We start from the raw sequence: 12,856 nt of genomic DNA, 5'->3' as shown, positions 1-12,856 counted from the left end.
TTCGCATGAGTTTATGGAATGTTAGAGTCGCAAATTTATCAATTGAACGCCAGCCTCATCGATCGTATTTTGGGCGAAATTACCTGAGGCGCTCATGAAAAAAATACTCACACTCGCATTCCCTTTGATCATTTCACAGCTGATCTCCATGGCTTTAGTCCTTACTGATGTTTGGATGATGTCGCGTATCAGTGTATCAGCCCTTGCGGCTGGTGGCTTAGGCGCCTCTATCTACTTTTTTATCTTTATTATTGCGAGCAGCACCGTGGGTTGTGTCGCGAACTTGATTGCGATCGCTTATGGTCAGCGAGTGGCTCGCCCTGAGTTTGGTAACACACAAATTAGATTAGCCGTTAAAGGTGCCACCATGTTGGCATTTGTGCTGAGTGTGACCTTAATGGCTAGCTTTTGGTTTGCTCCGTTGGTATTAGAGGCAGCAAAACAGCCCCAAGAAGTGATTACTTTAGCTATGGAATATGTGCATGCCTTGAAATGGGTGATGCTGCCTTCGCTTATTTTGTTGGTACTACGTGGATTAACCAGTGCGTTTGGTAATGTGCGCTCTATTCTGGTGATGTCTATTATCACCGTAATTCTGAATGTGCCAGTGAGCTACTTCTTAACTTTCCAATTAGACATGGGTTTAACCGGTTTAGGGCTAGGTACGGCTATCGCGGCCTTTATCGTGATGGTTGGGTACACGGTGTGGGTATTCAAGCGAGATGAGTTTAAGCAGTTCGCCCCTTGGTTAAACACAGAAGAGTATTCAATCAAGTTAATGAGCCCTTTATTGATGATGGGTTTGCCTATTGGGCTCGCTGCGTTACTTGAACATGGCTTGATATACGGCGGAACTCTGATGGCGGGAACGATCAGTATTGCTTCTCTAGCATTGCACCAAATCCTGCTGCAATGCTTAAGCTTTACTTGGAACTTCAATTTCGGTTTCTCACAAGCAGCGGCGATTTTGGTTGGCCGTGATTTCGGTGCGGGTAACTACGAAGGCATCAAAAGAACCTCGATTCTAAGCTTTATATTGGTGTCGGTGTTGAGCGTAGCCTTGTCTGCCGTGTTCATCCTCTGGCCGGAAATGATCGCGTCTATCTTCAAGCTAGACGATGGTACGGGCGCAATGACTTCGCTATTGGCCTCTGTTATTTGGGTGGTTGCGTTGTGCTTTATTGTAGACGCTTGGCAGTTATTGGCGATTAATCTGTTGAGAGGGATGAAGATTGTCTCAATGCCAACCGTAATGACAGCCATTGGTTACTGGGTATTTGGTTTGCCCGCGGCTTGGTATTTGATGTCTAAGTTTGAATTGGCAGGGATCTGGGGCGGAATCGGTGTTGGTTTAGGTGTGACAGGTATTCTGCTGCTTATCCAACTGATGCGTGTCATTCAAAAGAACAGTAAATCTCCGGATCTCTCGACTCATGTTTATTCGTGATCTGCTTGTGATGCTCGCCTTTACCATGGAACCTTGAACTTTGTAATGCTGACCGAGAACTATCAATTACCAGTTATCAGTTACCAGTTTCTAATTACCAACAATGGGCTATAAGCCCTGAATTGCGTACTTCGTAATTTAGACCTTGGTCTTACAGAAACCGTAAGCAAAGGTAGCTAGAATGATTTAAGTCGCTCACCGTTTTATCAAGGAAAATACAAATGGAAGTTGGATTGTTTTGGGCTGAGAAAGGAATGCTAGTACTTGGTGCTCTGTTTGTTTTGACGAGCATGATGCAGTACGGAAGACGCAGTAGTGATTGGAAAGGCGTGATTACTATGTTTTATAAGCGTATCCCAATGAATATTGCGGAATACAAATGGTACCGTCTGGGCATCGCTTTACTGGTGTTTGCTGTGGTTATTCGTTTCGCATTACTGATTCTATGGCCTACATATCAGTTTTAGCTCCCTTGTACTCATTATGTAAAACGGATAAAAACGTCAACCTGATAAACGCGTAGTAGGCGATCAACACGTATAGTTGAGCAAACATGTATGGCTGTTGCGTGAATCGGCAAGTCTAGCCTTAATAGGCTACTTATTAAGGCTGTTATTCTATAAATTACCGCAGTCATTTCATGAAATAGTGCAATTACTTTATAAAATGGCTTGTTACTATCTCTGTAGCATATTGTTTTTCATAAAGAATAATCAGAGATAATCGAATATCCGCTTTTCCCATCAATCTGACTAATAATCTACATATAAATTCATTCACCCCGTACCTGATACGATAATGATCTGTTACACTCCTCGAAATTAGCTTTAATTTGTCGGTGGTGCATTTATGTCGTTCCCAGTTCTTATATGTGATGATTCTGCATTAGCAAGGAAGCAGATGGCTCGATCACTGCCTAGTTCTCTAAATGCAGATATAACTTTTGCTGTTCATGGGCTTAATGCACTTGAAGAGTTAGCTCAAAACCAGTTTAAACTGATGTTCCTCGACTTGACCATGCCAGAGCTAGATGGCTATGGCACATTGGAAGAGATGCAACGCTTAGGTGATAACACACCAGTTGTCGTTGTTTCTGGTGACATCCAGCCAAAAGCGCAGCAGAGGGTTATGGAGCTTGGTGCTAAAGCGTTTTTACAAAAACCGATCGATAAAGAAGCGTTAAAAGGCATTTTACGTGAACTTGTTGAGCCGCCAACGCAGCCTCAGGTGGTTACCCCTACCGCTTTAGATCTTCCAATACTACGTAGACGCGATATCTACATGGAAGTGGCGAACGTAGCAATCGGCCGCGCCGCCGATGCACTGGCGCGCCATTTTGATGTATTTGTCCATTTACCACTACCGAACGTGAATATTTTGGAAGTGAGTGAATTGCACATGGCACTTCGCGACTTAGCAGACAACGACCAAGTGTCGGGTGTTTGCCAAGGCTTTAGTGGAGAAGGTATTGCAGGTGAAGCGTTAGTCTTGCTGAGTGATTCCAGTGTGAGCGATCTTAAAAAGCTCATGAAGGTGCCAACAGAAAGCGAACAGTTAGAAGAACTAGAGCTGTTGATGGATGTATCTAACATCCTTGTGGGTTCATTCCTGAATGGGTTAGGTGAGCAGTCAGAAGTTCGTTTCTTCCAGAGCTCTCCGGTGTTGCTGGGTCAACACATCTCAATCGATTCCGTTATTGAAAATACCGGCGGCTCATTCAAGAAAACGATGACTTTCGAAGTCAGCTATAACATAGACGGCACTTCAATCCGTTGTGACCTTCTATTCATGTTTGTTGATGAATCTTTGCCACTTCTAGATAATAAATTGGCCTACCTAATGGAGGAGTTTTAATATGTTGAATCTTCCTGCTGAATTTGAACAGTTCCACTGGATGGTGGACATGGTTCAGAACGTCGACATGGGGCTGGTGGTGATTAATCGCGATTTTGAGGTGCAAGTTTGGAATGGCTTCATGACTCACCATAGCGGTAAGCAATCACATGATGCTATCGGTAAGTCGATCTTTGAGTTATTCCCTGAAATCCCAGAAGAGTGGTTTAGGCTGAAAACCAAGCCAGTCTATGATTTAGGTTGTCGCAGCTTTATTACATGGCCACAAAGACCTTACCTGTTCAAGTGCCGCAATGTTCGCCCTGTTACTCAACAAGCTGATTTCATGTACCAGAATGTGACGCTAAACCCGATGCGTTCGCCTACTGGCCAAATCACGTCATTGTTCTTGTCTATTCAAGATGCGACCGCAGAAGCGTTAGGCTCTCAAAAGAATTAGCACCTGTCTTAATTCGATACTCATAGCTTGTAAAGAACAATTCAAAACATCGAATAAAAATGGCTAAGGTTAATCACCTTAGCCATTTTTTGTTGTCTACTCTTCAAATCAGTCATTTTAGGCTTTGAACTATTAAGTCTATGTACCGCCAACTCTCAATAACGCTAACTCTCGTATCTACGCAGTTTTTCAGGTTACCCCATTCAATTTGTTCGAAGTTCTTTGCTGAATAAATCCAACCTGATGGACAACAATGCAATAAAGCAGCGCGTTTTTGAGAGTGGGTAGTTTATAAAGTGCCGACTTTAGTGTGGGATTTAGTAGAACGTTCGCTGTGAATTATCGAAACTAAGTGAATATCGACCTCTAGATTGAACCAATGACATCATGCTTTTCCAAGTTAGGACTAACTGACAAGGTGATGAGATTGCCGGGTTTGCTCGAAAACAAATAAATTTTTGGAAAAAAACGAATTTATTTAAGAAAAAAGACATTTTTTTGTTGGATAAAAGTGTGATTTTTATGTGATTTCGAGGCACTTTCTTTGCGGTTTTGAGTAACGTGGTGGGTATTGAGTGATATATGGAAGAAAACGATTGCGCAACAAACCGACAGCGTTTGCGTGAATGTTTGGCTAAGTTATTAATTAGTAAGAATTTAGTAGGGAAGTAGCGAAAGGGAGGTTTTAGCAGGTATGGAATCTTCGAGAGGATAGCATAAAAAAAAGTGAAATATCAGACTTGCTGTTACTAAATTACGACCTATAATGCTGAAAACCGGAGCGTCTGCCAACGCTCCGGTTTTTTTGTGTCCGAAACTCAGTAAAGCGTCTGCCAACGCTTACCGAAAACGCACGACACGTAATATGATTACAGGACAAATTATCATGCGTATCGAACAAGAACTTAAGTTAGGCTTCAAAGATGTACTATTCCGCCCGAAGCGTTCTACTCTCAAAAGCCGTTCTCAAGTTGAGTTAACCCGCGATTTTACATTCAAGCATAGTGGTCGTCAATGGTCTGGTACTCCAGTAATTGCAGCGAACATGGATTCGGTAGCAAGCTTTGAAATGGCAGCTGCTCTAGCAGAGCACGGTGTTATGACTGCAGTACACAAGCACTACACAGTAGAGCAGTGGGCTGAGTTCGCTAAAACAGCAGACAAGAAAACACTGAACAACGTATTTGTTTCAACAGGTACGTCTGAAGCTGAGTTCGAGAAAGTTAAGAAAATCATGGCTCTTAGCGAAGAGTTTGTATTTATCTGTATTGATATCGCTAACGGCTACTCAGAGCACCTTGTTGAGTTCGTACAAAAAGTACGTGCTGAATTCCCGACTAAAGTTATCTCTGCAGGTAACGTTGTAACGGGTGACATGGTTGAAGAGCTAATTCTAGCTGGCGCAGACATTGTTAAGGTTGGTATCGGCCCTGGTTCTGTTTGTACTACTCGTGTTAAAACAGGTGTAGGTTACCCTCAACTTTCTGCAATCATCGAGTGTGGCGACGCAGCACACGGCCTTGGCGGCATGATCATCGGTGACGGTGGCTGTTCATGTGCGGGTGACGTATCTAAAGCGTTCGGCGGCGGTGCTGACTTCGTAATGCTAGGCGGCATGCTAGCTGGTCACTCTGAGTCAGGCGGTGAAGTAGTAGAGCAAGACGGTAAGCAATACATGAAGTTCTACGGCATGTCTTCACAGTCGGCCATGGACAAGCACTCAGGTGGTGTTGCTAAGTACCGTGCTGCAGAAGGTAAAACTGTTTTACTTCCGTTCCGTGGTTCAGTTCACAACACTATCTCTGACATCCTTGGCGGTGTACGTTCAACTTGTACATACGTAGGCGCAGCAAAGCTTAAAGAGCTAACTAAGCGTACGACTTTCATCCGTGTACAAGAGCAAGAGAACAACGTATTCGGTAAAGAGTAATCTGAACGAGTTCGAATAGTTTGAAAATCAAGAGCCGCTTTTGCGGCTCTTTTTTTGTGTGGTTGTTAGACAGCTCAATACGTATCGTTATTTTCTGCAAAGTGATGGTTCAACGGCAAATTTCTTACCCAAAAAAGGAAGGTAAGACGTTGGAATACCAGAGCATGCTTTGAGGCCTGCCTCTTCATACTTTGACTCGTAAATCGAAGGGGTCATGAGTGTTAAAATTAACGCAATTCCGACGAATACTAATGAAGATAATGGTAGCACTCCACCATATCTGTCTTCCCAACGTTCCCCTGTAATAATATAGAAAATACTTATAATGGTCATTACAAGTGTAAAAATTCCCATAGGAAAAAGGGATAAGTTGAATCGTGAGTATGTTTCGACCTCACCTATAGGCTGCCCAAACTCTAAAATATTTAAGCATCCCGTATAGAGTGCGTACACAGTGATAGTCGCAAAAATTATGACTCCTGCTACGAGGGTGCAAACTCTTTTAAGTTTATTTACAAAGGGTTTTATATTCATATTGGTTTAAAAACTAACTCGTTAATGGATCTTTTGATGAAACGCTTTAGCTCAGCTTCGATGACTTTTTTACCCGTTTCTAGAGTACCCTCGATAAGCATTTCAGTCGTGTCTAATATTCCGTTCTTTATTTCCCTTTGCAGCTCTCTGCCTTTTTTTACTGCTTCTTGTTGAGCTTTTTCCAACAACTCAATAACCTGTGGAGTTATTCCATAGTGTTCATCTAATTCATTAAGTGCAAATGCAGCGAGAGTGCCAACAACTACCACTGCGGCTAAATGAGCCGCAACGAAAGATGTTGCTGCTAATGCAATCGCTCCAGCTATACTAGCCACTAACGAAGCTATTCCAATTTTCACAATATCAGTAGCCAAGGAGCCAATAAGAGTCGTCAAATAAACCTCATCATTAAATATATAGTCAATAACCCTAAAGCCAGCAGCTACGTAAAACGTTAGAATCGTACCTGATTTAATTGAATTAGCGAGACCATATTTTCCAATTCCTAGCTGTACTATTTTGGGGTTGTCTAATCTGTAAGTTGTCCCGGTCAGTATCCTCCTTAAACCTGAGTAACCAGACAGGCTGATCATCTCTGTGCCGATTTTGTTAAAATACATTGACATCTTCATGCCAAAAGTAGCCTTTAATCCTAATTTCGTAGCTTTTAGACCATGAATATTAAATTGTGCGATGACCATTGAAGTGGTCACAACATCTTTTCCATTTACTCCGTAATTAATCATCACTTGCGCTCCGGTTGAGGTAGTGATTGATTTCCAAGTATCTTTAGTGTCCATCCAACCCCAACTTTGGAGTACTTTAAACGCTTCTTCTAACGTCAAAAGCATCACTTCAGTGTGATTTTTTTGTAATTGCGTCCTTAACGTGTTGTCAGGTAGTACCTTAGTATTAATGTATTCCCCTTCAGTAAAATTATATGGAGGCCAATACATATTTTCTGGGGCGATGTTTGCAGTTTGAGTCGGCGCATTTTGTTGTGTTGTTGCCTGCATGTAACCAGACTTCTTTAAGGGTGGTAAAAAGCCTTGCCCCATCCCTGGTGTAATACGAGATGCTGTGACTTCGTTCTGGTAAGCCATAGAAGTTTTTGGGAAAAATGTGTCCTCATCAGCATTAGAGTTAATCGCTGATCTGTTAGTTAGTTCAGCCTCATGAGCCATTGAACCTTCTGGAAAAATACTTTTCTTGTCACTCATTGTTTTAACACCCGATTTAATTTGTTTTAAATTCTACTGGTGTAAGAAAAAAAAATAGACTAAATGAATAGTGATTTTAACTAAATCATTATGAGTGAGGAGGATCTCACATCCCTTTCATGGGCTAATTGGGCTCGTTGATATGTGGGATTTGTTAGGTATAAATCCATAAATCGTAGATAAAGGGTTTGGGAAAATGAAACGGAGCCTCCAGCTAAGATCTTTATGCTTTTATAACCCTACGTTCATAGCTGTTCTTAAATCCAATATGCATGAATTTTGAATTTTTATAACGAAGAGCCGCATTGTGAACGGCTCTCTCTATTTGAGACTTAAACTATTAACGTTCAATTTTTCTACTTCGCATAATTCGAAGGAAACAGTGCTCGTTTCGCTTCTTCATCACGTTCGGTTTTAAATTCAACGTCTTTGCTGGTTTCGCGAGCGCGAAGTGCAGCTGGGCGAGTGTTGATTGCATCGAACCAGCGCTTCAAATTCGGGTAAGGTTCTAGGCCTTCTTCACCAAGCACGAAAGGTGCTTTATCAATCCAACCCCATGCCGCGACATCGACAATGGTGTACTCATTTCCGACGATAAACTCACGACCTTCCATATGTTTCTCTAGCACTTCGTAGTGACGTTGCGCTTCACGTAGGTAACGGTTCACAGCGTAATCTAACCCTGCTGGAGCAGCATGACGGAAGTGTACCGATTGACCTGAATAAGGGCCAAGGCCGCTCGCGATAAACATCATCCAAGATAGCAGTTCGGCTCTGTCTTCTGGTTGTCCCCCAAGCTTGCCTGTTTTCTCAGATAGGTACAGTAGGATAGCGTTAGAGTCGAATACACGTTGTCCTTCGTCTTCAATCGCAGGCGTTTTGCCATTTGGATTGATTAAACGATATTCTGGCGTGTGTTGCTCGCCTTTTAAGGTATCAACAGGAACAAGTTCAAAATCTAGGCCTGTCTCTTCTAGAAACAGAGCGATCTTCATTGGGTTTGGTGTTTGGTGAAAATAGAACTTAAGCATGGGGTAACTCCTTGTATTGGTAATTCATTAAAGCACCACTTGAACGATCGTTTAATGATTGGTTTTGAGTTATTTGAAAATCTGCAGACTCACATTCCAAATCTATGTGTTGAAGACCTCGTTATTTGAACGAGGGGTAAAATCGCGCGATTCAGTGTGTTGAATTTTAAATTGTTGAAAAAATTAGCTTAGAGTTGCTTCTTTGATACGTTGTTTTATGTGGAGTTCGGATTTGTTATGGGTGGTTTGTGGCGGGATAGGGCGTATGAAATCCCCAGTCAGATATTCCAACAAAACGTTGAGCACTGGTTTAAACCAGAATTATCTGAATACACAGGCTTATTGGTAAGTTCAAAATCGTGATCTGTTGCCATACCTTATGCAACAAATGAATATAAACGTTGTAGATTCAGGTGTGCTTCACGGTTTTTTAATCTTGGGGGCTTACATTGGGGAGCAAATCTGATGTGAACACTTAACGACACAGGATCTTTCCATGAAAAAGAACATTATCGCCCTCGCTCTTGGTGGCATGCTCGCTTTTGGCGCAACACCTTATTCTTTTGCCGCTAACGATGGCGCAGTACAAGCTTCAGCAGATTACGCGCAGTTGGTGACTAAGCGACAAGTTGTCGACCAATTACTTCTTGATGCGTTGCAGGCGTTTAAGTCTCCGGCAAGAATTTCTCACGCGGGCTTCACGGCTAAAATGCCAAGCAACATGGAAATTGTGACTAACCGATTGTTAGAAGCGTACAAGCTGGAACCTTACCGTACGGACTTGCTGATCTCGGCTGCGAACGCTCAGATCTACAACAAGAACGCAGAACGCGCTATTGAGTTGTTTGAACAAGCACTGACGGTTGCGCCAGACGATGTCGACCTTCATGCGTATCTAGCGGTTTGGCAGCGATTTGAAGGCAATGAAAGTGAATCGAATAAGCACATGGAGAAGTTGGAAAGCCTGAACAAAGGTAAAGCAGAAGACATCAAACGTATTTTTGCAACGGTCGACCGCGTGTTAGAAACACCGCTTAAAGAGTCTGCAGATAAGGGACTGTTGAGTGACCACGGTGCCATCGTCACTTTGGGTTACGCGCTTAACCCTGATGGTTCTATGCATGAAATCTTGATTGAACGTCTTGAAACGACATTAGCAATGTCGAAAGCTAACCCAGACGCGATGATCGTGTTAACCGGCGGCGTGCCTAAGAACCATAAGACAGAAGGCAAGTTAATGGCGGATTGGCTTATCGAAAAAGGGGTAAGCAAAGATCGTATCATTGAAGAGAACTACGCGACCAGCACGGTAGGTAATGCCTTGTTCAGTAGCTATGCGCTTGCTCGTCATGATATTAAACACGCGACTATTATTAGCTCGGCAAGCCATGTTCGTCGTGGTCAAACTCTGTTTGAAATTGCTAGCTGGCAAACGGGCCCTCAGGGCATTTCCTTCGATACGGTCTCTTACCCAGACAAGCCGCTAGAAGATCTTAAGAAAGCGAGCAGTGGTGAGCTTCTAGGCATCTACCGTGATGCTCTTAGAACGTATGGCATGTGGAGCTACCGCTCTTACCCACTGGAATCTCGTTAAGCCCAAGCATTATTTGGGTTTGAGAAAGCGCAGCTCGCGTTAAACCAAAGCGTCACTTGCTAGTACAATCGAGCACAGCTAGATGGTATGCTGTGCTCCTACTTAATTTAGTGTTTCAAAGGCAAAAAAATGAACCCGATTTTAGCAATGTTGAAAGAGAACAATATTAGCGACGAGCAGATCAGCGAGCTATTCAAAACGTTGACCGAGAACCCTCTTGCAGCAATGGCGACAATCAGCCAACTTGGTTTACCACAAGATAAGCTTCAAATGCTGATGGGTCAGGTAATGCAAAACCCTGCGCTAATCAAAGAAGCAGTTGAAGAGCTTGGCCTAGATTTTTCTAAGGTTGAAGCCGCTAAAGAGCAACTTCAAAAATAAGTGAGTTTGACTGAGCTGATATCGTCTTAGCTTCATCAAAATTCAATGAAAAGGTCGTTTAAGTTCAGCAATAGGCTGTCTTAACGACCTTTTTTGATCTTGGTGGCGATTATTCACTTTGATCAAGTTACTTAAAATCATCCTCTCCGACCCTATACATACCGATCATTTCAACACAATTGACAGCAACCTTGCCAAATACGTGCGACTACTGACAATTTACTTACTAGACTTAATTAACCTATGTGCGACCTGATATGTGCACCTTGATGAACAGAGTTTTTGGATGAAGAAAGCCTTAAATAACAGGGCTAACTGATTTTGGCCATAAGCGCGGTTTATCTATGAGTCACATTAAGGAAAAGAATAAGAGGGCACTCAAATAAGCCCTTTATTGAGCAGTGATTTATAGGAAATTGATTATGAAGTATTTAAAGGAAACCGCTTTAGCAAGCCTTGTGCTGGCTGGGCTTGTTGGTTGTGGCGGTGATTCAGGTTCATCAAGCAGCACGACACCCATTACATTGAGCGTAAGTGATGCGCCCATTGATAATGTGAAAGACGTCACTGTGACATTCAGTAAGGTGGCTTTACTTCCGGGGCAGGGAGGTACGCCATTGGTTTATGACGTGTATAAAACGGACGAAAACGGTAACTACGTGGACAAAAACGGTGACCCATTGCCAGATGGTGAGGATCCTATTCCACTTAGTGTTAATTTATTGGATTACCAAGGTAGCGATGCACTTCCTTTGATCAAAAATGAGGTCATCCCGGTTGGCAGTTATAAGTTGTGTGTGTTTGCCCATGATGGTGACCACCCAACAACACCTTCTTACGTTATAGAAAACGATGATACGAACCGTCAGTTAACTGTGAAAGGTGAAGGTGCGTGTCCGCAAGGTGTGGGTAAAGAAGATAGCACTGGTGTGCTGTATTTTAACAACTCATTCAATGTGAACCAACAGAGTAACGATTTTGTTGTTGAGTTCGATCTGCGACGCGGCTTAAAGAACAGTTCAAGTCTCCCTGATTACACCATTCAAAGAACGTCTGTGAGCCTTATCAATACGGTTGAGACAGGAAACATTGAAGGTACTGTAGCGACAACAACTTTTGGAGCTTGTAACCCTACAAATGACAATACCTTCGTTCAATCGGTTTATTTGTATGAAGGTGACATCGTTAAAGCTGACATGGCACCAATTGGTGGTCCTGCGGAGAAAAAACCGATCACTTCAGCGTCAGTGACATTGAATAAAGCGCAGACGAACTATGAGTTTTCTCTGGGCTTCATTGATCCAGGTACTTACTCTTTAGGCTATACCTGTACAGCACAACATGACAGTGATGAAGACAATGCCGATCCGGTTGCTGATGGTTTTGTAATCTATGCTGTTGAAAATAGTGTTCAGGTAGTTATTGGTCAGAACAGCCAAGTATCGTTTTAAATCTTTAACGTGATTTAGCATTCGAATAAATACGGCCTCTTATTTGGAGGCCGTTTTTGATCACGTTACCTAGCTAGCATGAATTTGATGAGCATTGAGTGTGACTCAAGGGAAGTGATAATGTAACTTTGTATCTCTTACTTTAACCTAGCGAAATGTACTCCGGCGTTGCTCATGAAATCTAGCTTAAGCATTCGATCTTACACCAAGCAATTTAATACTCATGCTCATGATGACCATCATCAATTGGTATTGCCGATCCAAGGCAGTATTAATATCGAAATGGTGGGGTATGTAGGCAAAGTGGCCGTGGGAGAATGTGTGGTGATTCCGGTAACCACAGCGCATGCGTTTAAGGCGGATGAAGCCGCGCGGTTTATTGTCGCAGATATGGCAGAGTTGCCGCAGCACTTGTTAGAGCATGAGCTCTCGGTTTTCACGATAACGCCACCTTTGATGAGCTTCTTGCTGTTTGTTGAGAAGCAGCTGGAGTATCAGGTCGATAGTGGCATTGAGTCATCAGTTTTGGATGTGTTTTCACTGCTGTTAGAGCAACAACAAGTCAGCAAGAGCATCGACCCTCGAATCCGTGCGGTACAAAGGTTGATTGCGGATAACTACACCCAGCCGTTATCCATTTCACAACTTGCTGAAACGGCCTGTTTGAGTCCCACTCAATTTAAAAAACGCTTCAAAGAATGCCTGGGGATCAGTGCGCTTAAATACATCACTCGCTATCGTATGGAGAAAGCTCAAGCCTTGTTAACCCATACCGATTTGCCTGTCCAATTGATCGCTGAAAACGTTGGGTATACTGATGTGTCTGCGTTCAGTCGACGCTTCTCTCAGCACTTTGGAATGTCTCCAAGGGCGTTTCTAGGCTCCATGAAAGAAAGTCTTTAGAAACAATAATAGCGTCCTTTCGGCAAACTAACTTATATCAATCTTCACTATTATCTATTTCAGAACTGAAAA

The 12,856-nt window shown here is 42.8% G+C and carries 12 protein-coding genes; 9 read left to right on the top strand and 3 right to left on the bottom strand.

Going from position 1 to position 12,856, the window contains the following annotated elements:
* The first annotated feature begins 94 nt into the window (after positions 1 to 94).
* The 5 genes from Q5H80_RS19295 (at position 95) to Q5H80_RS19275 (ending at position 5,670) form a co-directional block, all read left to right on the top strand.
* Positions 95 to 1,447 (top strand): MATE family efflux transporter, encoded by a 1,353-nt coding sequence (locus Q5H80_RS19295; protein WP_304569701.1) that lies wholly within the window; start codon positions 95 to 97, stop codon positions 1,445 to 1,447.
* Between the two features lie 221 nt (positions 1,448 to 1,668).
* Positions 1,669 to 1,914, top strand: coding sequence for a hypothetical protein (locus Q5H80_RS19290; protein WP_009844815.1), 246 nt, complete (start codon positions 1,669 to 1,671; stop codon positions 1,912 to 1,914).
* 382 nt (positions 1,915 to 2,296) lie between these two features.
* A complete protein-coding gene (locus Q5H80_RS19285) occupies positions 2,297 to 3,301 on the top strand; it encodes a response regulator (protein ID WP_304569698.1) in 1,005 nt (334 codons plus the stop codon).
* 1 nt (position 3,302) lies between these two features.
* Positions 3,303 to 3,740, top strand: a complete 438-nt coding sequence (locus tag Q5H80_RS19280) for a PAS domain-containing protein (protein ID WP_304569696.1) — start codon at positions 3,303 to 3,305, stop codon at positions 3,738 to 3,740.
* Between the two features lie 886 nt (positions 3,741 to 4,626).
* Positions 4,627 to 5,670 carry a GMP reductase gene (locus tag Q5H80_RS19275; protein ID WP_102280676.1) on the top strand — a complete coding sequence of 348 codons (1,044 nt, stop codon included), beginning with the start codon at positions 4,627 to 4,629 and terminating at the stop codon, positions 5,668 to 5,670.
* 87 nt (positions 5,671 to 5,757) lie between these two features.
* Here Q5H80_RS19275 and Q5H80_RS19270 read toward each other — a convergent pair whose 3' ends face one another.
* From Q5H80_RS19270 to Q5H80_RS19260, 3 genes are all read right to left on the bottom strand, one after another.
* On the bottom strand, positions 5,758 to 6,204 hold the full coding sequence (locus tag Q5H80_RS19270) for a DUF2079 domain-containing protein (protein WP_304569694.1): 447 nt from the start codon (positions 6,202 to 6,204) through the stop codon (positions 5,758 to 5,760).
* Positions 6,201 to 7,424, bottom strand: coding sequence for a hypothetical protein (locus tag Q5H80_RS19265; protein ID WP_304569693.1), 1,224 nt, complete (start codon positions 7,422 to 7,424; stop codon positions 6,201 to 6,203). Before Q5H80_RS19265 ends, Q5H80_RS19270 begins: the two co-directional genes overlap by 4 nt.
* 356 nt (positions 7,425 to 7,780) lie before the next feature.
* Positions 7,781 to 8,455, bottom strand: a complete 675-nt coding sequence (locus Q5H80_RS19260; protein WP_304569692.1) for a glutathione S-transferase family protein — start codon at positions 8,453 to 8,455, stop codon at positions 7,781 to 7,783.
* Positions 8,456 to 8,951: 496 nt separating this feature from the next.
* Here Q5H80_RS19260 and Q5H80_RS19255 point away from each other — a divergent pair, with 496 nt between their 5' ends.
* From Q5H80_RS19255 to Q5H80_RS19240, 4 genes are all read left to right on the top strand, one after another.
* Entirely contained in the window at positions 8,952 to 10,049 is a 1,098-nt protein-coding gene (locus Q5H80_RS19255) for an ElyC/SanA/YdcF family protein (protein WP_304569691.1), read from the top strand.
* 129 nt (positions 10,050 to 10,178) lie between these two features.
* Entirely contained in the window at positions 10,179 to 10,430 is a 252-nt protein-coding gene (locus tag Q5H80_RS19250) for a DUF2999 family protein (RefSeq protein WP_004731647.1), read from the top strand.
* 422 nt (positions 10,431 to 10,852) lie between these two features.
* A complete protein-coding gene (locus Q5H80_RS19245) occupies positions 10,853 to 11,881 on the top strand; it encodes a DUF4382 domain-containing protein (protein ID WP_304569686.1) in 1,029 nt (342 codons plus the stop codon).
* A gap of 174 nt (positions 11,882 to 12,055) precedes the next feature.
* Positions 12,056 to 12,784, top strand: coding sequence for an AraC family transcriptional regulator (locus tag Q5H80_RS19240; RefSeq protein ID WP_304569685.1), 729 nt, complete (start codon positions 12,056 to 12,058; stop codon positions 12,782 to 12,784).
* The last annotated feature ends 72 nt before the right edge of the window (positions 12,785 to 12,856 follow it).

This window comes from Vibrio sp. SNU_ST1 (assembly GCF_030563405.1).
Lineage (GTDB): Bacteria > Pseudomonadota > Gammaproteobacteria > Enterobacterales > Vibrionaceae > Vibrio.
Note: the sequence above shows the minus strand (reverse complement) of the source record. Positions and strands in the feature narration are given on the sequence as shown.

What these genes read in the sequence shown, in the direction of transcription:
- Q5H80_RS19295 (WP_304569701.1), top strand. Translation starts at nt 95, where the DNA reads ATGAAAAAAATACTCACACTCGCATTCCCTTTGATCATTTCACAGCTG.
- Q5H80_RS19290 (WP_009844815.1), top strand. Translation starts at nt 1,669, where the DNA reads ATGGAAGTTGGATTGTTTTGGGCTGAGAAAGGAATGCTAGTACTTGGT.
- Q5H80_RS19285 (WP_304569698.1), top strand. Translation starts at nt 2,297, where the DNA reads ATGTCGTTCCCAGTTCTTATATGTGATGATTCTGCATTAGCAAGGAAG.
- Q5H80_RS19280 (WP_304569696.1), top strand. Translation starts at nt 3,303, where the DNA reads ATGTTGAATCTTCCTGCTGAATTTGAACAGTTCCACTGGATGGTGGAC.
- Q5H80_RS19275 (WP_102280676.1), top strand. Translation starts at nt 4,627, where the DNA reads ATGCGTATCGAACAAGAACTTAAGTTAGGCTTCAAAGATGTACTATTC.
- Q5H80_RS19270 (WP_304569694.1), bottom strand. Translation starts at nt 6,204, where the DNA reads ATGAATATAAAACCCTTTGTAAATAAACTTAAAAGAGTTTGCACCCTC.
- Q5H80_RS19265 (WP_304569693.1), bottom strand. Translation starts at nt 7,424, where the DNA reads ATGAGTGACAAGAAAAGTATTTTTCCAGAAGGTTCAATGGCTCATGAG.
- Q5H80_RS19260 (WP_304569692.1), bottom strand. Translation starts at nt 8,455, where the DNA reads ATGCTTAAGTTCTATTTTCACCAAACACCAAACCCAATGAAGATCGCT.
- Q5H80_RS19255 (WP_304569691.1), top strand. Translation starts at nt 8,952, where the DNA reads ATGAAAAAGAACATTATCGCCCTCGCTCTTGGTGGCATGCTCGCTTTT.
- Q5H80_RS19250 (WP_004731647.1), top strand. Translation starts at nt 10,179, where the DNA reads ATGAACCCGATTTTAGCAATGTTGAAAGAGAACAATATTAGCGACGAG.
- Q5H80_RS19245 (WP_304569686.1), top strand. Translation starts at nt 10,853, where the DNA reads ATGAAGTATTTAAAGGAAACCGCTTTAGCAAGCCTTGTGCTGGCTGGG.
- Q5H80_RS19240 (WP_304569685.1), top strand. Translation starts at nt 12,056, where the DNA reads ATGAAATCTAGCTTAAGCATTCGATCTTACACCAAGCAATTTAATACT.